The sequence below is a fragment of the Gaoshiqia sp. US2 genome, assembly GCF_059705485.1.
In genome coordinates this window covers 1,447,944-1,466,764 of sequence record NZ_AP048550.1, presented here as the reverse complement: position 1 = coordinate 1,466,764, position 18,821 = coordinate 1,447,944, and the positions used below count along the sequence as shown (strand labels likewise).

19 protein-coding genes are annotated in these 18,821 nt (G+C 46.7%); 14 read left to right on the top strand and 5 right to left on the bottom strand.

Annotated features, from left to right (window positions below; genetic code table 11):
* Nucleotides 1-41: 41 nt before the first annotated feature.
* Both thiL and AC6H3C_RS05735 read left to right on the top strand, forming a co-directional pair.
* A complete protein-coding gene (thiL, locus tag AC6H3C_RS05740) occupies nucleotides 42-1,085 on the top strand; it encodes a thiamine-phosphate kinase (protein WP_497519722.1) in 1,044 nt (347 codons plus the stop codon).
* Nucleotides 1,086-1,151: 66 nt separating this feature from the next.
* Nucleotides 1,152-2,687, top strand: coding sequence for a mucin-associated surface protein (locus AC6H3C_RS05735; RefSeq protein ID WP_497519721.1), 1,536 nt, complete (start codon nucleotides 1,152-1,154; stop codon nucleotides 2,685-2,687).
* 126 nt (nucleotides 2,688-2,813) lie between these two features.
* Here the strand turns inward: AC6H3C_RS05735 and AC6H3C_RS05730 are convergent, their stop codons facing one another.
* Complete coding sequence (locus AC6H3C_RS05730; RefSeq protein ID WP_497519720.1) at nucleotides 2,814-4,511, bottom strand: arylsulfatase; 1,698 nt, start codon at nucleotides 4,509-4,511, stop codon at nucleotides 2,814-2,816.
* 117 nt (nucleotides 4,512-4,628) lie between these two features.
* Here AC6H3C_RS05730 and AC6H3C_RS05725 point away from each other — a divergent pair, with 117 nt between their 5' ends.
* A complete protein-coding gene (locus AC6H3C_RS05725) occupies nucleotides 4,629-5,495 on the top strand; it encodes an N-acetylmuramoyl-L-alanine amidase-like domain-containing protein (RefSeq protein ID WP_497519719.1) in 867 nt (288 codons plus the stop codon).
* A 43-nt stretch (nucleotides 5,496-5,538) separates the two neighbouring features.
* Here AC6H3C_RS05725 and AC6H3C_RS05720 read toward each other — a convergent pair whose 3' ends face one another.
* Entirely contained in the window at nucleotides 5,539-6,303 is a 765-nt protein-coding gene (locus tag AC6H3C_RS05720; RefSeq protein ID WP_497519718.1) for a glycerophosphodiester phosphodiesterase, read from the bottom strand.
* Nucleotides 6,304-6,411: 108 nt separating this feature from the next.
* Between AC6H3C_RS05720 and AC6H3C_RS05715 the strand changes: the two genes are divergently transcribed.
* The 9 genes from AC6H3C_RS05715 to AC6H3C_RS05675 all read left to right on the top strand — a co-directional run bounded on the left by AC6H3C_RS05715 (nucleotide 6,412) and on the right by AC6H3C_RS05675 (nucleotide 15,414).
* On the top strand, nucleotides 6,412-7,323 hold the full coding sequence (locus tag AC6H3C_RS05715; protein WP_497519717.1) for a lysophospholipid acyltransferase family protein: 912 nt from the start codon (nucleotides 6,412-6,414) through the stop codon (nucleotides 7,321-7,323).
* A 16-nt stretch (nucleotides 7,324-7,339) separates the two neighbouring features.
* Nucleotides 7,340-7,855, top strand: coding sequence for a hypothetical protein (locus AC6H3C_RS05710; RefSeq protein WP_497519716.1), 516 nt, complete (start codon nucleotides 7,340-7,342; stop codon nucleotides 7,853-7,855).
* 48 nt (nucleotides 7,856-7,903) lie between these two features.
* The gene (locus AC6H3C_RS05705) at nucleotides 7,904-8,365 is read left to right on the top strand and encodes an META domain-containing protein (protein WP_497519715.1); all 462 of its coding nucleotides are present in this window, start codon (nucleotides 7,904-7,906) and stop codon (nucleotides 8,363-8,365) included.
* Between the two features lie 172 nt (nucleotides 8,366-8,537).
* Complete coding sequence (locus AC6H3C_RS05700; RefSeq protein ID WP_497519714.1) at nucleotides 8,538-9,464, top strand: ABC transporter ATP-binding protein; 927 nt, start codon at nucleotides 8,538-8,540, stop codon at nucleotides 9,462-9,464.
* Nucleotides 9,465-9,468: 4 nt separating this feature from the next.
* Entirely contained in the window at nucleotides 9,469-10,812 is a 1,344-nt protein-coding gene (locus AC6H3C_RS05695; RefSeq protein ID WP_497519713.1) for an ABC transporter permease, read from the top strand.
* A gap of 217 nt (nucleotides 10,813-11,029) precedes the next feature.
* On the top strand, nucleotides 11,030-11,944 hold the full coding sequence (locus tag AC6H3C_RS05690) for a Ppx/GppA phosphatase family protein (protein WP_497519712.1): 915 nt from the start codon (nucleotides 11,030-11,032) through the stop codon (nucleotides 11,942-11,944).
* A gap of 33 nt (nucleotides 11,945-11,977) precedes the next feature.
* Nucleotides 11,978-13,141, top strand: coding sequence for a sigma-54-dependent transcriptional regulator (locus tag AC6H3C_RS05685; RefSeq protein ID WP_497519711.1), 1,164 nt, complete (start codon nucleotides 11,978-11,980; stop codon nucleotides 13,139-13,141).
* A gap of 382 nt (nucleotides 13,142-13,523) precedes the next feature.
* Nucleotides 13,524-14,006 (top strand): pantetheine-phosphate adenylyltransferase, encoded by a 483-nt coding sequence (coaD, locus tag AC6H3C_RS05680; protein ID WP_497519710.1) that lies wholly within the window; start codon nucleotides 13,524-13,526, stop codon nucleotides 14,004-14,006.
* Nucleotides 13,999-15,414, top strand: coding sequence for a peroxiredoxin family protein (locus AC6H3C_RS05675; RefSeq protein WP_497519709.1), 1,416 nt, complete (start codon nucleotides 13,999-14,001; stop codon nucleotides 15,412-15,414). The genes coaD and AC6H3C_RS05675 overlap by 8 nt, the downstream gene beginning before the upstream one ends.
* Here the strand turns inward: AC6H3C_RS05675 and AC6H3C_RS05670 are convergent.
* From AC6H3C_RS05670 to AC6H3C_RS05660, 3 genes are read right to left on the bottom strand one after another with little or no spacing between them, the layout of a single operon-like run.
* Entirely contained in the window at nucleotides 15,402-15,854 is a 453-nt protein-coding gene (locus tag AC6H3C_RS05670) for an NUDIX hydrolase (RefSeq protein ID WP_497519708.1), read from the bottom strand. The two genes, AC6H3C_RS05675 and AC6H3C_RS05670, sit on opposite strands and share 13 nt — an antisense overlap.
* 26 nt (nucleotides 15,855-15,880) lie before the next feature.
* A complete protein-coding gene (locus AC6H3C_RS05665) occupies nucleotides 15,881-17,242 on the bottom strand; it encodes an IS5 family transposase (protein WP_497518526.1) in 1,362 nt (453 codons plus the stop codon).
* Nucleotides 17,243-17,244: 2 nt separating this feature from the next.
* A complete protein-coding gene (locus tag AC6H3C_RS05660) occupies nucleotides 17,245-17,526 on the bottom strand; it encodes a hypothetical protein (RefSeq protein ID WP_497519707.1) in 282 nt (93 codons plus the stop codon).
* A gap of 33 nt (nucleotides 17,527-17,559) precedes the next feature.
* Between AC6H3C_RS05660 and pyrE the strand changes: the two genes are divergently transcribed.
* Together pyrE and AC6H3C_RS05650 are read left to right on the top strand one after the other, a co-directional pair.
* Nucleotides 17,560-18,192 carry an orotate phosphoribosyltransferase gene (pyrE, locus tag AC6H3C_RS05655; protein WP_497519706.1) on the top strand — a complete coding sequence of 211 codons (633 nt, stop codon included), beginning with the start codon at nucleotides 17,560-17,562 and terminating at the stop codon, nucleotides 18,190-18,192.
* 153 nt (nucleotides 18,193-18,345) lie between these two features.
* Nucleotides 18,346-18,795 (top strand): hypothetical protein, encoded by a 450-nt coding sequence (locus AC6H3C_RS05650; protein WP_497519705.1) that lies wholly within the window; start codon nucleotides 18,346-18,348, stop codon nucleotides 18,793-18,795.
* Nucleotides 18,796-18,821: the final 26 nt, after the last annotated feature.

Below are 18,821 nucleotides of genomic sequence, written 5' to 3'. Positions count from 1 at the left end.
GCAAATGATTAATTCACACCTACAAGTCTGATATTTAAAAAATGGATAATAATAAAAAAGCAACTCCAATCTCAAGCCTCGGCGAATTTGGGCTGATTGACCACCTGACCAGATCCATAAAAATAAAGAATCCTGAAACAATTAAGGGAATAGGCGACGATGCTGCCGTACTGGACTATCGCGACAAACAGGTAGTTGTTACCACCGACCTGCTGGTGGAGGGCATCCATTTCAACCTGATGTATGTACCAATGAAACATTTGGGGTACAAAGCCGTTATGTCCAATTTATCAGACGTGTTTGCCATGAATGCCCAACCACGGCAAATTACGGTTTCGCTGGCCATCTCCAGTAAATTTTCGGTGGAGGCCCTGGACGATCTGTATGCCGGTATTTATATGGCCTGTGAAAAATACGGGATCGATCTGATTGGCGGCGACACCACCAGTTCACTGACCGGTTTGGTGATCAGTATTACGGCCCTGGGCGAGATCGGTAAAGGTGAAGCGGTTTACCGGAGCGGGGCAAAACCGAATGACCTGATCTGCGTTTCGGGCGACCTGGGCGGCGCTTATATGGGGCTGCAATTGCTTGAGCGTGAAAATGAAGTATTTAAAGTTAGTCCGAACGTACAACCCCAATTGGAAGGGTATGATTATATCCTGGAGCGGCAGCTTAAACCGGAAGCCCGGGGAGATGTGATTAACGCGCTGAAAACACTGGGTATTGTTCCCACTGCCATGATCGATATTTCCGACGGACTTTCGTCTGACTTATTACATATTTGTAAAGAATCGAAGGCCGGCTGCAGGATTTACGAAGAAAAAATCCCGCTTGATTTCCAAACCAAACGTTTTGCCGAAGAACTGAGTATCAACCCGTTGGTTGCAGCCATGAACGGCGGCGAAGATTACGAATTATTATTTACCATTCCCTTAGCCGACCACGACAAAATCAAGAACGACCCCGACATCACGGTTATCGGGCACATCACCGCTGAAAGCGAAGGAGCCAGGCTGGTTATCGGGCTTGGCAGCGAAATTCCGTTGCAGGCACAGGGGTGGAACCCGCTAAAGAAAGGATAAATTCAATACTGGTATGAGTTTTGTCATGACCCTTATCAAGAAACAACTCTTTTAAAACTCAAAGTCATGAAAAAGTTTGTAATAACATCCATCCTTAGCCTGCTGGTCGCATTCTGGAGCACATCCGATGCGCAAAACTACCCCGATGAATATCTGGGTTTGCCGGGCGATAACCTCAACCTGTATGCAGTGATGAAACTGTTCCAGGAGTCAGAGACCCTCGAAGCTTTTGAAAGAAGCCTGAATGACGAGAATTCAAGAATTAACAATCTCGACCTGAACGGAGATCATCAGGTTGATTACCTGATGGTGTTCGACTATGTTGACGGCGATGTTCACACCATCGTTTTACGGACAGCATTGAGCAGGAACGAAACTCAGGATGTGGCCGTTTTCACGGTTCAGCGTTTCAGAGACGGATCGGTACAAATACAGCTTGTCGGAGATGAAGCCCTTTACGGCAGGAACTACATCATTGAGCCCTACTACGCTGATAACGTTGAGGAAACGCCAAATCCAGGTTATGCCGGAAATTCGTATAACAACAGAAATACGACCGTTGTAAGGACCACAACCTACGAAGTTGCCGCCTGGCCGGTAGTCAGGTTTATTTTTCTCCCCGGTTATGTTCGCTGGCATTCTTCCTGGTACTGGGGCTATTACCCGACCTACTGGAGCCCATGGCGCCCGTATTACTGGCACTACTATTACGGCTACCACTATAATTGGCACCATCATTACTACGGGCATTACCGTACCTGTAACTATCATCGATATCACCGGTATAACGACCATTATTACCGCAACGTACGGACCTATTCGCCAAGAGTAACGACCAACATAAGGGAAGGACACTACCGGAATACCTATTCCCGCCCCGACCTGAGAAGAAAAGGAGAAGCGCTGTATGCCAGAACCGCTTCGGAACAAAACAGCAGGAGGACAACGACATCGGTAAACAACAGCCGGACAAATAATTCACAATCAGGAAACAGCAGGTCAGTTGTCAACAGCGGTTCCGGCGCCGAAAGACGGTCGGCAACCTCTGTAAACGGGCGAACAACGACAAGCCCATCTGGAAATCAGAGAACCGGTGATTCCCACAAAACAACTACGGGTGTAAGCAACAGGAACAGTACAAACACCCCTGCTGCAAAAAGTACAGATGTTTCGCGCAAAACATCGACGGCTCCTGCCCGGACCGGCAGCAACCCGGCCGCCAGCCAGGGGACAAATGCTTCCCGCAAGCCAGCCACAGGTACAACAAACAGAAATGTTACAACGTCACCTGCCGGTAAAAAGACTGATGTTTCACAAAAGGCTGCCACAAGCAACCAAAACCGGGCTGTAAACAGCTCGTCGACCAGACAAAACACCCAACCCGGTAACACTCAACGGTCGACAAGTTCAGTTTCCAAACCACAGGCAACACAAAAAGCGGTAAGCACGCCAAGTTCTTCGAGCCAAAAAAGAAGCACCGTCAATACCGGTAGTTCAAGCAGCAGAAGCAGTTCGGGCAATTCAACCAGCAGAAGCAGCTCGGATACAACAAAAAGCAGTAATACCAAAAATTCGTCAAACGGAAGATCGACCCGCCGATAGATGACATCTATTACAGACTATTGATCGCATATAAAATCAGAATATTTTTTTAACAGCCTTCTCTGCCGATTGACAGAGAAGGCTGTTTTATTTCATACTTTCATCGACTTTTAAGTTCATTCCCGGTTAAAAATTATATTTCCCCGGAGGATATACCGAATAATTTTTGGCTTCAGTCCACGGAAGTGCGCCTACCCGCCCTGCCCACTCGTCAAATGCCTCACTAAGCCGTTCAACGACTTCCGGATGTTGCCCGGCCAGGTTATTTGCCTCGCTGCGATCGGTTTCCACCTGATACAATTCCCACGGCTCAGAAAAGAACCGGACCAGTTTCCATTCGCCATCCCTGACCATAATATTGCCTTCGTGTTCACAGCATATCGGCTGGGTGTGTATGGGCGAGTCGTTTCCCTGCAATACTCCTCTTAAACTTCTGCCGTCGCTTACAGGTACCGGTTGGCCATTCATCATGGCAGGGCGTGTTGCTGAAGCGACATCCAGGCAAGTCTCAATGATATCGGGCAGAAACCCGTACTGGTTCATGACTCCACGCTGCAGCTCAACATTTATGCCGGCCAGCCAGTGCACAATCAGCGGCGATTGGATTCCTCCCTGATGGGTAAAGTGTTTGTACTCGCGGAACGGCGTGTTTGAAAAAGTGGCCCAGGCGCGGCCGTAGTTTTTCCCTCCTGTTCCGTATTGTCCGAGATCATTCATTTTAAAATCTCCAAATACAGGGCTTTCTGCTTCAGCGCCATTGTCGGAAAGAAAAAAGATGAGCGTGTTGTCCAACTCGCCCGTTTCTTCCAAAAAGGCAATCAGTTTCCCGATATTCTGGTCAACGCGGTCAACCATGCCGGCGTAAGTAGCCATAATCGCGTCCATCGAATCCTGTTGGGCCGGGCTTAACGATTCCCATGCCGGAACCGGGCCTCCTTTGCTGCCAAGCCTGCCGCTGGCATCGGGCCGGGGCGCCAATGCCGTGTTTTCCGGAATTAATCCCATTTCTTTTTGCCGGGCAATAATTTCTTCACGTAAACGATCCCAGCCTTTTTTAAAACGTCCACGGTATTTTTGAAAATCTTCGGGCATGGCCTGCATCGGAAAATGAGGGGCATTGTAGGCCAGATAGAGGAAAAACGGCTCCTCTTCTCTATTCATTTCGTGTTCTTTCAAATACGCTATGGCCTCGTCGGTAAACGCATCGGTCGTATAATAATTCTCACCTTCCGGCTTAATAAACCGGTTGTCGCGCTGAAGGTCCGAGGGCTTAAAATAATCCGAAGTGCCTTCAAGAAAACCATAGAAATAGTCAAACCCGCGCTGCTTGGGCCAGGTAGCGGGATCGCCGGAGCCCAGGTGCCATTTTCCGGTCATATAGGTGCTGTAACCTGCTGTTTTCAGCATTTCGGGCAGGGTAGGAATGTTCTCGCCCAGCCAGCCGCGGTAAGCATACGGAAATTCCAACCGCTCGGCAATCACCGATGTTTTATTGCCGGTTCGCTTAAAGGTCATATGCCCGATGCCGGATTCATGGGGAGAAAGGCCGGTCAACAAACTTGCACGGGAAGGACAGCACCGGGCGGCACTGTAAAACTGGTTGAAACGTACACCGGCTGCAGCTAAACGATCGAGGTTCGGCGTTTCGATCACCCCACCAAAGCAACCGGGGTTCGACCAGCCCATGTCATCGGCAAGAATAATTATCATATTCGGTTTTTCACCGGACGCTGCCGGCGCCATCGCCGGAGACAAGCTTCCAACAAGCAGGGAGGCCCAAAGATGCCCCCGACGACGTTTAAAATGATGATTACAGACGTTCATGTTTGGTTATATGTTAATAAAGTGACGTTCAAAAAATCGTAACCATAAATGTATCGGGAAAATTCGGTTTAAAAAACAATCTGTTTTATTTCGTATTTTCATCAAAAATTTAATCATATGAAAATCACCATTTTCCTTTTCTGCCTGGTTGCAGCAGGTTTAGCCTGCCAAAGCAAACTGAAGGAAACAACTAATCCACCTGAAGAACTGATCGCAACAGCAAAAGACAGCCTTCTGGTGAAGGAAATACTCAGCCGCTTTTCGGCCGACCAGAATAAACCGGTGGGCGAGCTGATTTCTGAAATCGGAAAAACTTTTTTGGAGACGCCCTATGTCGCCCACACGCTGGAAAACGGACCGGATGAAAAACTGGTGATCAACCTGAGAGAGTTGGATTGTACGACCTTTGTCGAAACCTGCCTGGCCCTGGCCCGGACCATTAAAGCCGGAAAAGCGGATTTTGACAGTTTTGCCCGAGAGCTTGAAAAAATCCGTTACCGGGGCGGGAAACGGGAAGGATATTGTTCGCGCCTGCATTATTTCAGCGACTGGATTTACGACAACCGGATGAAAGGGTTGGTTTCGGAACCTGCGGTGAAAATTGGATCGCCGGTTGACCTTCATGTCAATTTCATGTCGACACACCCGAACAGTTATGAAGTATTGAAGGAGAACCCTGAATTTATTCCGTTGATTGCCGACCAGGAAGCCGGGATTTCGTCCCGAAAATATTTTTTCCTGAAAAAAGAAGAAGTAACCGGTCGTGAAGCAGATTTAAAAGAAGGCGATTTGGTAGGTCTTGCAACCACGATTGCCGGACTCGATATTTCGCACACCGGTATTTTGACCGAAGTGAACGGACGCATTCACTTATTACATGCCTCATCTGCACTCGAAAAAGTGGTTATTTCTGAAGAACCGCTTTCCGACTTGCTTCTGAATAAAAAATCGTACTCCGGAATAATGATTGCAAGACCTGAGTAAGCCAACTTAGCTACCCGTTTGGGGAACCCGTTTCAGCAACGCCCTACTGTATCTGCTCTCTCAGCCAGCCGGGGCGGTTGGTCGTGATCGCTTTCACACCTAAGCCAACCAGCCGTTTTGCTTCTTCCGGATCGTCTACCGTCCAGATCAGCAAGTCGATGCCCGATTCATTCACCTGCCGCGCTAAATCCGGATGAATGATTTTGTAACTCAGGTTCAGTCCGTCCAGCCCAAATTCGGCCACCTGCCCAAGTCGTTTCAGCACATCCTCCTCAACCGAACTCAACCAGTAACAGGCATTTCCGGGGAAAGTCTTTTTCGTGTCAATAATGGTTTCCCAACCGAAGCCAATAAAAATGATCTGCTCAAGTTTACCGCTTTCATCAATCGCTTTTTTGAGCGCCGGCAACACTTCACTGCCGCCTTTAATTTCGACAACCAATTTTTTTCCGGCGGGAACTGTCTCGAGAATCTCTTCTATATAAGGAATTTTTTCGCCGGCAAAGCGCGCGTCTTTCCAACTCCCCACATCAAGTTTTCGTAATTCGTCCGAATTCGTTTCGCTGATTTTCAGATCGACCCCGGCAGTCCGTTTCGTCGAACGGTCGTGACAAACCATCACCCGGTTATCTTTCGTCAGATAGATGTCAATCTCAACAGCATCGGCGTCGAGTTCCCAGGCAAGATTGGCCGAAGCCACCGTATTTTCAGGCGCCAGGTACGAGGCTCCGCGGTGGGCAATATAGGCGACTTGCGAAAAACTGATAAAACCTGTCAACATGAAGGCTAAAAAAAATATTCGTTTCATACGTTTCGATTTATTGATATTGATGGTTAAAGATGCACTTTTTCATTGAAAACAAAAATCAGACCCTACCTGAAAAAAACCTATTTTTGCAGACAACATAAAATTTGTATGAAAAAAGTACTGAACCTTTCTGTTGTTCTTTTTCTAAAAGCTTTGGGGCGGTTACCCTTTTCAGCGATTTATATCCTGTCGGATTTTCTGTTTGTCGTGATCTACCAACTGATCGGTTATCGCAGGAAAGTGGTTTACGCCAACCTGCATAATTCATTTCCGGAAAAAGAAGAAACGGAGATTAAACAAATCGCCCGAAACTATTATCGCCATTTTTGCGACCTTTTTCTGGAATCGCTGAAACTCGGGTATATGACGGAAAAACAATTGGATGAACGAATCGTTTTACTACCGCCTGATCAAACAGAAACCTATTACAAACAAGGCAAGAGTTTCATTGCGCTGGGTATGCATTACAATAACTGGGAGTGGAGCTGCAGCATGCAACGGAAAGTAAGTCACCAGGTGGTGGTGGTCTTCAATCCGTTACGCAACAATCCGGAAATGGATGATTATTTACGGAACGTACGCGAACGTTTTGGCAGTCAGACCATCCCGATGCAGCAAGCGGCACGAAAGGCGCTGCAATTTAACAGCGCCAAACGACCTGGTGCACTGGTTCTGGCCGCCGACCAAACTCCGCCTCAAAACGCGCAGTTCTGGACAACCTTTCTGAACCAGGAAACCCCCTTCTTTGCCGGCCCGGTGAAAATAGCCATTAAGACCAACCAGCCGGTGTTCTTTCACCATACCAGAAAACTTGCCCGTGGTAAATACCAGGTCGAACTGATTGAACTAATCCCCGAACCGGCGAAAGTGAGTGAAGAAACCATATTACTGGCTTATGTGGATATGATGGAAAAATACATCCGGGAGGCCCCTGAATTCTGGCTGTGGTCGCACCGGAGATGGAAACACAAGCGGCCGGAACATATCCCGTTAATCGACCGGAAGAAACAGACTGATTAGAACCATTTCTTTAAATATGAAACAACTTGTAAGCATATTGGTCTTTTTTTTGCTTGGATTCGGAAGCTATGCCCAGAATCGGTTGGCAACCGAGTTGCAAAAATCGTTAAACTTAACCCATCAAGCCTGGAATTACAGTCAACAGGTTGCCGATTATTTTTCCTTGTACAACGGGGCCGCCGATCTGGAAGAAATCAAATACCATAGTTTTGATGCGCTCACCGGAATGGACAGTTTATATGTTTACGCAAAAAAGGCCGAATTTCAGGCTACCGACGCCTCCTACTCGGCCAAAGAGTTTAATCAGCCGGCAACGTCCCGGCAAGCTGAACAAGCTGCCAGGTACCTCCGTCTGGCCAGTCAGTCATTGCTCGAAACACAAAACAAGCTCAATCTGATTTTTGATGAAACAGTCTTTTCATCCGTGGCTATACAAATCAATCAAACACTCGACTTGTTCAGCGATACCCGGAAACAGATTAAACTGGCCGAACGTGAATTAAAACTGGCCATCAAATCGATCGGAGACTGATCATTTGGCTCACATTTTGCGTTAGGCTATCCCAAACGACAAAACACCATGCGGCTCACTTATTTATTCTTCGTGTTTTTGGCCATCCAGTGCTGCGCGGGAGGAAAACAACTTTTTCATCTGAAGAAAACAGCTGAAACCGATCTGCGGGAAAAAGATCCCGACGCTCAGTCGCAGGGGGCGCTCGAAAACACTCGCTGGGAATTGGAACAAATCAATGGACAGCTGCTTCCCGATGATATCCGGAAACCCTATGTCGAATTTCAGCCTGAACAAAACCGTCTGGGAGGATTTGCCGGTTGTAATCAATTTAACGGGCAGCTTGAAATCGCCGGTGATTCACTTTATATCAGCCGGATTATCTCTACGAAGAAAGCCTGCCTGAACCTCGACCTGGAAAACCGGTTTCTAACGATGCTCCGGGAGAAGAACTGGCAATTTCGGACAGAAAACAAATTGCTCTTTTTGGAGAACGCCCGTAACAAATTAATTTTTCGCGCATCAGAATGATTCATCAGCACTCCACCGTATAATTCAATTTGATCTTTTCAGAATGAAGAAATTTCCGGTGGGAACTATTCATCCGAAAAAAACGATTGTTTGCCGAAAAAACAAATCAACCCGACAGGTATTTTACTTAATTTTGAACTGAATCGAAACCGGAAAAATAAAAACCTCATGTATGGAACTATTTAAAGCGACTGAAGTTGTAAAAGATTATGCCGGGCACCGGGCGCTCGACCAGGTCAGTATTTCGGTGGAAGAGCAGTCTGTTTTTGGGCTGCTGGGTCCCAACGGAGCCGGCAAAACGACCCTAATCCGGATTATCAACCAAATTACCGCCCCCGACTCGGGCGAATTGTATTTCAAAGGGCGCAGGTTCAAATCAACCGATATCGAATCGATTGGTTACCTGCCCGAAGAACGCGGGCTCTATAAAAAGATGAAAGTAGGCGAACAAGCCTTGTACCTGGCTCAGCTGAAAGGCATGTCGCGGCACGATGCCCTGAAAAGTCTGAAGGTTTGGTTTGAAAAATTCGAAATTCAACCCTGGTGGAACAAAAAAGTAGAAGAACTTTCGAAAGGAATGCAGCAAAAGGTTCAGTTTGTGACCACCGTCATCCACAAACCGCAATTACTGATTTTTGATGAGCCTTTCAGCGGCTTCGACCCCATCAACACCAACCTGTTGAAAAATGAAATCCTCCATCTGAAAGAAAATGGCGCGACCATCATCTTCTCAACCCACAACATGGCCTCGGTTGAGGAAGTTTGCGACCACATCGCCCTGATCAACAAATCACAAAAAATACTGGACGGCAACATTTTCGACATCAAAGAACGTTACAAACAGGGCATTTTCGAGATTGAGACCGCCGAAACCGAAGATGTTTCCCTCCTCTTTTCCTCCAACGGATTTAAACTGATTGAACATGAAAGACGGGGAATCCGCCAGCACGTAAAATTTCAGGAGACCCGGGGTGAAACAAATAACGAGTTGTTGCAAAAACTGATGAAGATAATGGAGATAAGCGCCTTCCGCGAGGTAATCCCCAGTATGAACGAGGTATTTATCCAGGTTGTCGAACAAGCTAATCAAAAAAATTAAGGCCATGAACAAAGGACTGATCATTTTAAAACGCGAATACCTGACCCGCGTCCGGAAAAAATCATTCATTATTTTAACCCTGCTGGTTCCTTTTCTTTTCGCCGCCTTCACGGTGCTTCCGGCCTGGCTGGCCATGCAGGACGACAAAGAAGAACGGACCATCGCGGTTTACGACGCAACAGGCATTTTCCTGGGACGTTTGGACAACACCGATTATACCCGGTTTCATTTTGTGCCGGAACAGGAATACCTCAAACTAAAAGAAAACATTAAACAAAATGGATTCTATGCCGTGTTGTTTGTCCCGCCCAACATTCTGACCATCAACCGGGCGCAGCTGTTTTCAGACAAACAGGTGACCATTGATGTTAAAAACATGATCGGGAAGAAACTCAGCAGCATCATCGAAAACGACAAAAGGCAACAAGTGATCGAACAATCGGGCATTCCCGACCTGGATCATAAACTGGCAGCCACCAAAACCAACATTAACCTCGAGACCATCAAGGTGGACGACCAGGGCGCCCAGGTGAAAAGTTCGACCGAAATTGCCATGGCGGTTGGTTACGCCGCCGGTTTCATCATTTACATGTTTGTATTTATTTACGGCGCTATGGTGATGCGCGGGGTGATGGAAGAAAAAACCAACCGGATTGTCGAGGTGATCATTTCATCGGTAAAACCCACCCAACTGATGTTTGGAAAGATTATCGGTATAGGACTGGTTGGCTTAACTCAGTTGTTGTTCTGGATCCTTATTTTTGCGGCAATTATCACCGGGGTACAGACCTTTGCGGGGATAGATGAAACCCAGGCAATCCGGCAATCACAGAACCTGATGGATACATCGGGCGTGGCCCTGCAAGAGGCCGGCGCTACGCAGGAAAATATGGTGATTGAAATTGTCGACATGATCAGCAGCTTAAACCTGCCGCTGATTCTGGGATGCTTTCTGTTCTTTTTTCTGGGAGGCTTTCTGATGTATGCATCGTTACTGGGAGCTGTCGGCTCGGCTGTCGATCACGAAGAAGATGCGCAGCAGCTCATGATGCCCGTCACCATCCCCTTGATCTTTTCGATCATCATCCTGTTTCCCGTGATCAAAAATCCGGAAGGAACACTGGCCTTCTGGGCTTCTATGATCCCGCTCACCTCCCCGGTTATCATGACCGTTCGTGTGCCTTTTGGTGTACCCGCCTGGGAATTGCTGCTGTCGATGAGCATTTTACTGGTATCGATCTGGGGAACAATCTGGATGGCCGGTAAAATTTACCGAACCGGCATTTTAATGTACGGAAAGAAAGTCAATCTTAAAGAAATTGTTAAATGGTTATTTTATCGGAATTAAAATCGGATAAAAAAGTATTTATTTGAAATCTTTTATTTATCTTGTTGAAGATTAACGAACAAGAAATCTTCATTTTACATTGACATAGTTCTGAGGGCCTTCTGATGACGGAAGGCTTTCTTTTTTTCATTTTCTCAGGTCAGGATACAAAAAATGCAAAAACAGATGGACTGTGCCGTCAAACTGTATCTTTGCACCAATATGAATTTCAAATAACATGAAACTGGCCGTCATCGACTTGGGAACAAATACCTGCAATTTGCTGATTGCCGGGGTTAACGGAAAGAACTACCGGATTTTATACCAGGGAAAGCTGGGCGTAAAACTGGGCAAAGACGGAATTGACAAGAACTTGTTAAGCCGGGAGGCATTTTCGCGGGCAACAGCCGCGCTGAACCAACACCGGGAAACCATCGCTACATTTGGCGCCGACCGGGTGGTGACGATTGCCACCTCGGCGGTTCGCGATGCCGCCAACCAGGAAGCGTTTTCCGCACATATAGAAAAAGAAACGGGGATGCCGCTTTCCGTCATTTCGGGTGAAGAAGAAGCGCGACTCATTTTCCAGGGCGTAAAACTCGCCTTCGGTTCCATCCCCGATCATACGCTCATCCTGGATATTGGCGGGGGGAGCAACGAATTTATTCAAACCAAAAACAACGAGATCTACTGGAAAGAAAGCTTTCCGCTGGGCATGGCCCGCGTGGTGGAACAGTTTTCTATTTCCGATCCGATCAGTGAAAATGAGATTGCCGCCATTGAAACCTATTTTGAAAATGGCCTGAGCAAACTTTGGAAACAACTTGCCGGAACCGAAGTTGCCCGCTTGATCGGTTGCTCCGGAGCATTTGACACGCTGGCCGACCTGATTGACCAAACGCCGCCGGGAAGCAAACAACGGGTAAAGCAACCTATCAGCCCGGCTGACTTTCAATATATTGCCAAACAAATCATTCACTCCACCAAAGCCCAACGCGATAAAATGACCGGGATGGAACCACTGAGGGTAGAAATGATTGTACCGTCGTTCCTTTTTATCTGGCTTGTTCTTACCCGCTTAAAACCGACCGAAATGATACAAACCGACTTTGCCCTCCGGGAAGGCGTTTTGTACGAATGGATTAATCATTAATTTTGAACAAATAATTCAATAAAAAGCACGCACATGTCAAAAATATTAGTGATCGACGATGAACGGAGTATCCGCAATACACTGAAAGACATCCTTGAATACGAACAGTACCAGGTTGATTTGGCCGAAGACGGGAACCAGGGACTCGAGCTTATTCGCAAAAACGAGTACGATATAGTATTATGCGACATCAAAATGCCGGGAATGGACGGATTGGAGGTACTTGGCAAAGTACAGGAATTATCGCTGGACGCCCCGGTAGTCATGATCTCCGGACATGGCAATATCGACACGGCCGTAGAATCGATCAAAAAGGGAGCTTTTGATTTTATTGAGAAACCCCTCGACCTGAACCGCCTGCTGATTACCATCCGTAATGCCATGGACAAGTCGAACCTGCTGACCGAAACCAAAGTATTGAAAAAGAAAGTCAGCAAAAAGTACGAGATGGTCGGGAGTTCGCCTGCTATCAAAAAGATTACCGATATGGCCGACCGTGTGGCCCCAACCGATGCCCGCGTGCTGATTACCGGCGCCAACGGAACCGGCAAGGAACTTGTTGCCAGGCGCTTGCACGAAAAAAGCAACCGCTCTGCCGGACCTTTTATCGAGGTAAACTGTGCCGCCATTCCCTCCGAATTGATAGAGAGCGAGCTGTTTGGCCACGAAAAAGGAGCTTTTACCTCCGCCGTAAAACAACGTAAAGGAAAATTTGAACAAGCCAACGGCGGTACGCTGTTTCTCGATGAAATTGGCGACATGAGCCTTTCGGCGCAGGCCAAAGTGCTGCGGGCGCTTCAGGAAAACATCATCACCCGGGTTGGAGGCGACCAGCCAATTGCGGTGAATGTTCGCGTGGTAGCGGCAACCAACAAAAATATCAGCGAGGAAATCAACAAAGGACATTTCCGCGAAGACTTGTACCACCGTTTGAGCGTGATCCTGATCCAGGTGCCTTCGTTAAACGAGCGGGCAGAAGATATTCCGGAACTGGCCAACTATTTTATTACCCAAATCTGCGGGGAATACGGTATGCCTGTTAAAAAGATCACTCCCGATGCCATCAGCAGGTTGCAAAGTATAACCTGGACCGGGAACATCCGCGAATTCAGAAATGTGATTGAGCGTTTAATCATCCTTTGTGATAAAATAATCACGGGCGACGATGTTTTGGCTTTTGCCGCGCCCCTCCAATAATTGGCTGTTGTGTACAAAAGCAGGATATTCATTGAAATAAACCGGAAAAATCAGGGAATTTTCCAAAAAACGAAAAACAACTTCGAAGATTTATTGTTATAAGTCAACAAAGCAGAAAACGCCGGTTCTGCAAAAAACATTGAAAAGCAAACCTCTGAGTACGGAAAGTTATATGTTGTTGTCATGGCGTATTTTTTAACATCTAATTCCGGTCGATTACCGGATCACTAACCGTTATTCAGAGGTTTCCCTATTTTCCCGGTTTCGTCAATCCGATTCAACACGCCTGTATAATCCGACTGCTGGTCCAATTAAATCAAGGATATTCGGAAATTTCCGAATATTATCATTTATATTTGGTGATTGAACAAAAACAGAACACATGGATAAAATTGCCATATTCCCGGGCTCATTCGACCCTTTTACCATTGGACATGAAAGCGTTGTCCGCCGGGCCATTCCCATGTTCGACAAGATTGTGATCATGATTGGCTACAACTCCAACAAACAATCATTTTTTAAACTCGAAAAGCGGCTGAAATGGGTCCGCCAGGTTTTTGCCGATGAACCCAAGATTGAAGTGATGCCGCACGAGGGCCTCACCGTTGATTTTTGCAAGAAGGTAGGGGCCGCTTACATTTTAAGGGGCTTACGTACTTCGGCCGATTTTGAATATGAACGGGCCATCGCGCAGGTCAACAAAAAAATGCACCCGCAAATCGAAACCGTTTTTTTACTAACGATGCCCGAACATACGCCGGTAAACTCGACCATCGTCCGCGATATCATCCTGCATGGCGGCGATGCCAGCATGTTTTTACCCAAAGGGTTGAATATGGATGAATTTTTTAAAGAAGATGAATAAGCTGTTTCTGTTTTACCTGCTCATTTTTTTTGCCTTCCCGGCTTATAGTCAGAACACGGTCCGCCTTTTGGGGAATGCCCCGGATTACCAGAGACGAACCATCGAAATTTACCGGAGCGAAGATCCGATATCGGGAACGATTAAGTCTCTGGTCAAGCTAAACCTTAAACCCGATGGCTCGTTTGATACAACGTTCCAACTGGATGAAACAAGCTTGTGCATGGCCGACTTTGACAGCTGGCAGGCACAAATTTACCTGGAACCGGGAAAAAGCTACCAACTGGTTTTTCCGCCGTTACAGCCAGTGAGCGAAGCAGAGAGGCGCAACCCCTTTTTCCGGGCCAACATCGTTCCTTTTGGTTTGCAACATGCCGGATCAAATGATTTGAACCGGATGGTCCAGTCGTTTGAACAGGCTTATTCGACCCAGGAAAATATCCATTTCAACCGGATATTCCGCGATCAATCACCGGCTGCAGTCGATTCGCTGAAAACCAAACTGCGCCAACAATTTCCCGATTCGGGCCATGCCTATTTCGAAGACTATACGTTTTACCGCATAGCCTCGGCCGAATACGCGCTTCACCAGGGACGAAATGAGTCGTTTGCAGCAGCTTGTTTTGTAAAACACAGGCCCAATCTGCAAATTCCGACCTGTTACCGGCTGTTTGAGCAGTTGTTCACCAATTATTTTGCCATACTGTCCAATACCATCGGCGGCGACGAGTTCAGAAATCTGGTTGGAAGGGCCGATTTAAACGGCATCGAAAACTTTATGCTCACCCAAAAGGGCTGGGACCAAAACCTGTCGCGGCTGGTTATTCTGAAATCCATTCATGATGCCTTTTACCAAGGCCAGTTTCCGCAAAAAAGCCTGATTGCTTTACTGGATAAAATCGCTCAAAGCAACTGGCCTGCATCGCACAAACAAACGGCCCGTTTGCTGAAATCAAAACTAACCTACCTGCTCCCCGGAACGGAAGGGCCCGAAATCAGCTTCACCGAACTTGACGGCAAGGGACACCGGCTTTCGGAATACCGCGGAAAGTATATTTACCTGCATTTTACCAGCGTTACCAATCCGATTTGCAGGCAACATCTCGATCATCTTAAAAGTTTTCCGGAAGCGCTGGCGGGGCAGATCCAGATCTTACACCTGATTCCCGAAACCGAACTGAGTAAAAAGGACCTGATCCTGCAACAAAACTGGCCGGGGCAATTTTTCAGCTGTTCAAAAGCGGAGGCCGACAAATACCGGGTACGCACCTTCCCTGCCGCCTACCTGCTTACGCCGGGCGGAAAACTGGAACTGGCGCCGGCCCTTAACCCGCTTGACGGATTCGACCGGCAATTCTCAGGCTTGCTGAAACAAAAACAAAGGGAAGAATTCCGGAATCAGGCCAGGTAAGAACAAAGTAATTCTTTCAGGTTGCCGTAAGTCGACGCATACACTTCGCCCAGTTCATCCTGCCTGAACCAGCGAACTTCTTCGATATCTTCCTCCACCTGCGGCGAAGTACGCCCGTTTCCGGCATGAAGCATTTCGAACCAGCTTGTTTCTTTCCAAACCAGCTTGTTCGTACCTTTAATGTAAGGCGACTGATAAATATGATAGGTGTTTTGCAATTGACGAAGAATCTGTACCTGATCCAAACCGCATTCTTCTTTTACTTCGCGGATAGCCGCCTGCTGAAGCGATTCATTTTTTTCAACTTTCCCTTTAGGCAGGTCCCATCGACCAAACCGCTTAATGAATAACATATTCCCGCTATCGTTTTTAACCAAACCGCCGGCAGCCCGGATATACGACATCTTTTGAGGCAATTCATTCAATAAGTTTTCATCCATTAAACAGCTAAAAATAAGTTCTTTAGTCAAACGTGAAAAACCCTCATTTTTTCAAAAAGCGTAAAAATCAGGTTTCTGTTGAAGAGAAAAACTAAGTTTTCAAATAGCTCAAAAATATTTTTTGCTTCGGATTTTAACCTCCGGAGCATTTTTCTCAGGTTAAAACCGACTGCTGCCAGGATTGAGTTCATATTGTCCCCAATCTGGTCGAGCAGATAATTCCGAAGCATCCGGTGGTCGTGTTTCACGTGGCCAATGACGGGTTCTATCCCGGCCCTGGCCCTGAAGCGTTGCCTTGTTTTTTGTCGTTGGTATTTGTTGTGGCTTTCAAGTGGTTTCCCCGGGCAAATAATTTGTGTGCCATTTACTTGTTTGCGGCCCCGGTATCCCCTGTCAACAATTCCTGTTTCGGGCTTGTGACCGGTGATCCTTTCCACTTGCGTCAGTTGGGGAGAGAGGGTATCTCCATCGAAGGGGTTTCCGCAAAAGCTTATGATCCCGATAATGATTCCCGATTGACGGGTCTTTACGATTGATACTTTGTTCCCAAATTCGTATTTCTTGTGTTCTTTGCCTTTGGCAATGCAACTGACCTGTGGTTGATGAATGCTGTAAACCTTGTTCTTCGAACCCCGGGTTTGGGTCAGTACCCGTTTAAAAATACAGAACTGGTTTTGGTATTTCATTTTTTGGGCTTCTCCCATCTTGCGTTCCAGGTCACGAAAAATCTTTCCCGCAATCACTTTTATCCTTCGCCTGGCGGCCAACGCCTTCTTCTTTCTCCGGGGATGGTCATGGAAGCGCTGGTCGATCAGCAGTTGCTTTAATTCGCGTTGGTAGGTCTGCCTCAGGTGGATGCCTTCTTTCTTTGAGATTTTCCGGCACTTTTCGATGATTTTCTTCTGAAGTTTTACATCGGTGGGGAAGGTGATGTTTTTCTCCTGTACCGTGGTATCGATTAAAACTTCTTTTTCCCGGATTTCTTTGCTCCCAAACAAATCCACTGTTGCCTTCAAAATCTGTTCGGCTCCATTTTCCCCGATACGCCTGCGAAACTTGATCAACTCGGTCCGGTCGAACGGAAAATCGTGACGGAAATAAACTTCTCCGCAGAAATATTGCCAGTACGGGTTTTCGATCCAACGGTCAAGCACGCTTTCATCGCTCTGGTTATACATCCTGCGCAACATGACAACCCCAACGATCAACCGGATCGGGACAGATGGACGCCCGTTGTCGGCACAATAATAAACACTCAAATCATTCTCCAGACTTTTCCAGTCTATTTTCCCGGAAAGTTGAACCAGTTCATGGCTTTCATCAATAAATTGTTTCAACGGGACCCGGAACATACTTAATTGCGGATTTTTTTCTTTTTGACCTATCATTTCTACCAGCTTTTTCTCAAATTTGGCAAAAATCCGGTAGATTTTACTCCCCCAAAATCAAATTTAATCAACAATATTGTATTGATTATCAACAATGTGGAAGCATTATTTTGATTTTTCACGTTTGACTCTTTAGCATATTCCTGCCGATCTAAATCCGAAATCAGCCTGAAAAAATCTTCAAAATCCTCAATATCAATATTTTGATAAATGTTATCTTTAAATGAATTATTAATTTCAGACCTCAGCAACAGCAGATACTCATTAAAAAAAACTTTGTACATTTGCGATGAATTCAGTATTAAACATTTAACATTATGCAAGACATCCACCTGGAAGTAACGAAAAAGCTCGTACAAATTAACACAATAAAAATCCAACCTTCAAATCCTTTTACCTGGGCTTCAGGCTGGAAAGCTCCGATTTACTGCGACAACCGGAAATTGTTGTCCTACCCCGAAGCACGTACGTTCGTGCGCGATCAGTTTGTAAAACTGATCCGTGAGAAATATCCTGAAACCGAAGTCATTGCCGGGGTAGCAACCGGCGCCATCGCCCACGGGATGCTGGTGGCTCAGGAACTTGGCCTGCCATTTATCTATGTGCGCGCGAAACCGAAGGACCACGGTCTGGAAAACCTGATTGAAGGAGACCTGAAAGTAGGGCAAAAAGTCGTAGTCATTGAAGACCTGGTATCAACCGGCGTAAGCAGCCTGAAAGCAGCGGAAGCAATTGCTAACTTTGGCGGCGATGTATTGGGTATGCTGGCGATTTTCACCTACAATTTCCCGGTTGCCAAAGAAAACTTTGCCAAAGCCGGCATCGAACTGACAACGTTGAGCCGTTACAAAACATTAATTGAAGTGGCCCTGGAGTCGGGTGAGATCAAAGAATCCCAGGTAGAGTCGTTGAACAAATGGCGGGAAGATCCGGCCAACTGGGGGAAATAATTCCGAAGAATGATTTTTTTATTCGATACAGACATCCCCGGCCCTGTCGGGGATTTTTTTGTTTATACCAGCTAAAACAGAAAGAAAATCACAGGCCGGGTTAGCTGCTTTAAGGCTTTTTTCAAACCTTTGCATCATTTAATTTTAAACACCATGAGCATTCAAAAATACGTAAGTGATATTAAACTCGTTGAGCAAAACCAGGAGGTGGTGTTCAACTACCTGTCAAACTTCGAAAACCTGTCGCAATACGTAAACGAGGGCCTGCTGTCAAAAATAAACGAGTCGGTACCACAAATTACGATCAGCAATTTCGAATCAGACGCCGATTCCTGCCGGTTCAATATTTCGGGACTGGGACAGGCCGAGATCCGGATCATCGAAAGAGAACCTACAAACACGATTAAGATTTCGAGTTCGGGCGGACTACCCATCGGCATCACATTCTGGATCCAGCTGTTGCCCGAATCGCCCTCCCAGTCGAAAATGAGATTGACCTTGCATGCCGAGATGAGCATGATGATCAAAATGATGGTGAATAAAAAGCTCGAAGACGGGATCAACCAACTGGCCGACATGCTGACCAAACTCCCCTACCGCTAAACCTGAAATGATAAACGCCAAACATC

Excerpts from the sequence above, each read along its gene's own strand:
- AC6H3C_RS05730 (WP_497519720.1), bottom strand. The coding sequence starts at position 4,511 with ATGAACGTCTGTAATCATCATTTTAAACGTCGTCGGGGGCATCTTTGG.
- AC6H3C_RS05720 (WP_497519718.1), bottom strand. The coding sequence starts at position 6,303 with ATGAAACGAATATTTTTTTTAGCCTTCATGTTGACAGGTTTTATCAGT.
- AC6H3C_RS05660 (WP_497519707.1), bottom strand. The coding sequence starts at position 17,526 with ATGTACAAAGTTTTTTTTAATGAGTATCTGCTGTTGCTGAGGTCTGAA.
- AC6H3C_RS05685 (WP_497519711.1), top strand. The coding sequence starts at position 11,978 with ATGTCAAAAATATTAGTGATCGACGATGAACGGAGTATCCGCAATACA.
- AC6H3C_RS05735 (WP_497519721.1), top strand. The coding sequence starts at position 1,152 with ATGAAAAAGTTTGTAATAACATCCATCCTTAGCCTGCTGGTCGCATTC.
- AC6H3C_RS05700 (WP_497519714.1), top strand. The coding sequence starts at position 8,538 with ATGGAACTATTTAAAGCGACTGAAGTTGTAAAAGATTATGCCGGGCAC.
- AC6H3C_RS05665 (WP_497518526.1), bottom strand. The coding sequence starts at position 17,242 with ATGATAGGTCAAAAAGAAAAAAATCCGCAATTAAGTATGTTCCGGGTC.
- AC6H3C_RS05705 (WP_497519715.1), top strand. The coding sequence starts at position 7,904 with ATGCGGCTCACTTATTTATTCTTCGTGTTTTTGGCCATCCAGTGCTGC.
- AC6H3C_RS05710 (WP_497519716.1), top strand. The coding sequence starts at position 7,340 with ATGAAACAACTTGTAAGCATATTGGTCTTTTTTTTGCTTGGATTCGGA.
- AC6H3C_RS05715 (WP_497519717.1), top strand. The coding sequence starts at position 6,412 with ATGAAAAAAGTACTGAACCTTTCTGTTGTTCTTTTTCTAAAAGCTTTG.
- AC6H3C_RS05695 (WP_497519713.1), top strand. The coding sequence starts at position 9,469 with ATGAACAAAGGACTGATCATTTTAAAACGCGAATACCTGACCCGCGTC.
- coaD (WP_497519710.1), top strand. The coding sequence starts at position 13,524 with ATGGATAAAATTGCCATATTCCCGGGCTCATTCGACCCTTTTACCATT.
- pyrE (WP_497519706.1), top strand. The coding sequence starts at position 17,560 with ATGCAAGACATCCACCTGGAAGTAACGAAAAAGCTCGTACAAATTAAC.
- AC6H3C_RS05725 (WP_497519719.1), top strand. The coding sequence starts at position 4,629 with ATGAAAATCACCATTTTCCTTTTCTGCCTGGTTGCAGCAGGTTTAGCC.
- AC6H3C_RS05650 (WP_497519705.1), top strand. The coding sequence starts at position 18,346 with ATGAGCATTCAAAAATACGTAAGTGATATTAAACTCGTTGAGCAAAAC.
- AC6H3C_RS05670 (WP_497519708.1), bottom strand. The coding sequence starts at position 15,854 with ATGGATGAAAACTTATTGAATGAATTGCCTCAAAAGATGTCGTATATC.
- thiL (WP_497519722.1), top strand. The coding sequence starts at position 42 with ATGGATAATAATAAAAAAGCAACTCCAATCTCAAGCCTCGGCGAATTT.
- AC6H3C_RS05675 (WP_497519709.1), top strand. The coding sequence starts at position 13,999 with ATGAATAAGCTGTTTCTGTTTTACCTGCTCATTTTTTTTGCCTTCCCG.
- AC6H3C_RS05690 (WP_497519712.1), top strand. The coding sequence starts at position 11,030 with ATGAAACTGGCCGTCATCGACTTGGGAACAAATACCTGCAATTTGCTG.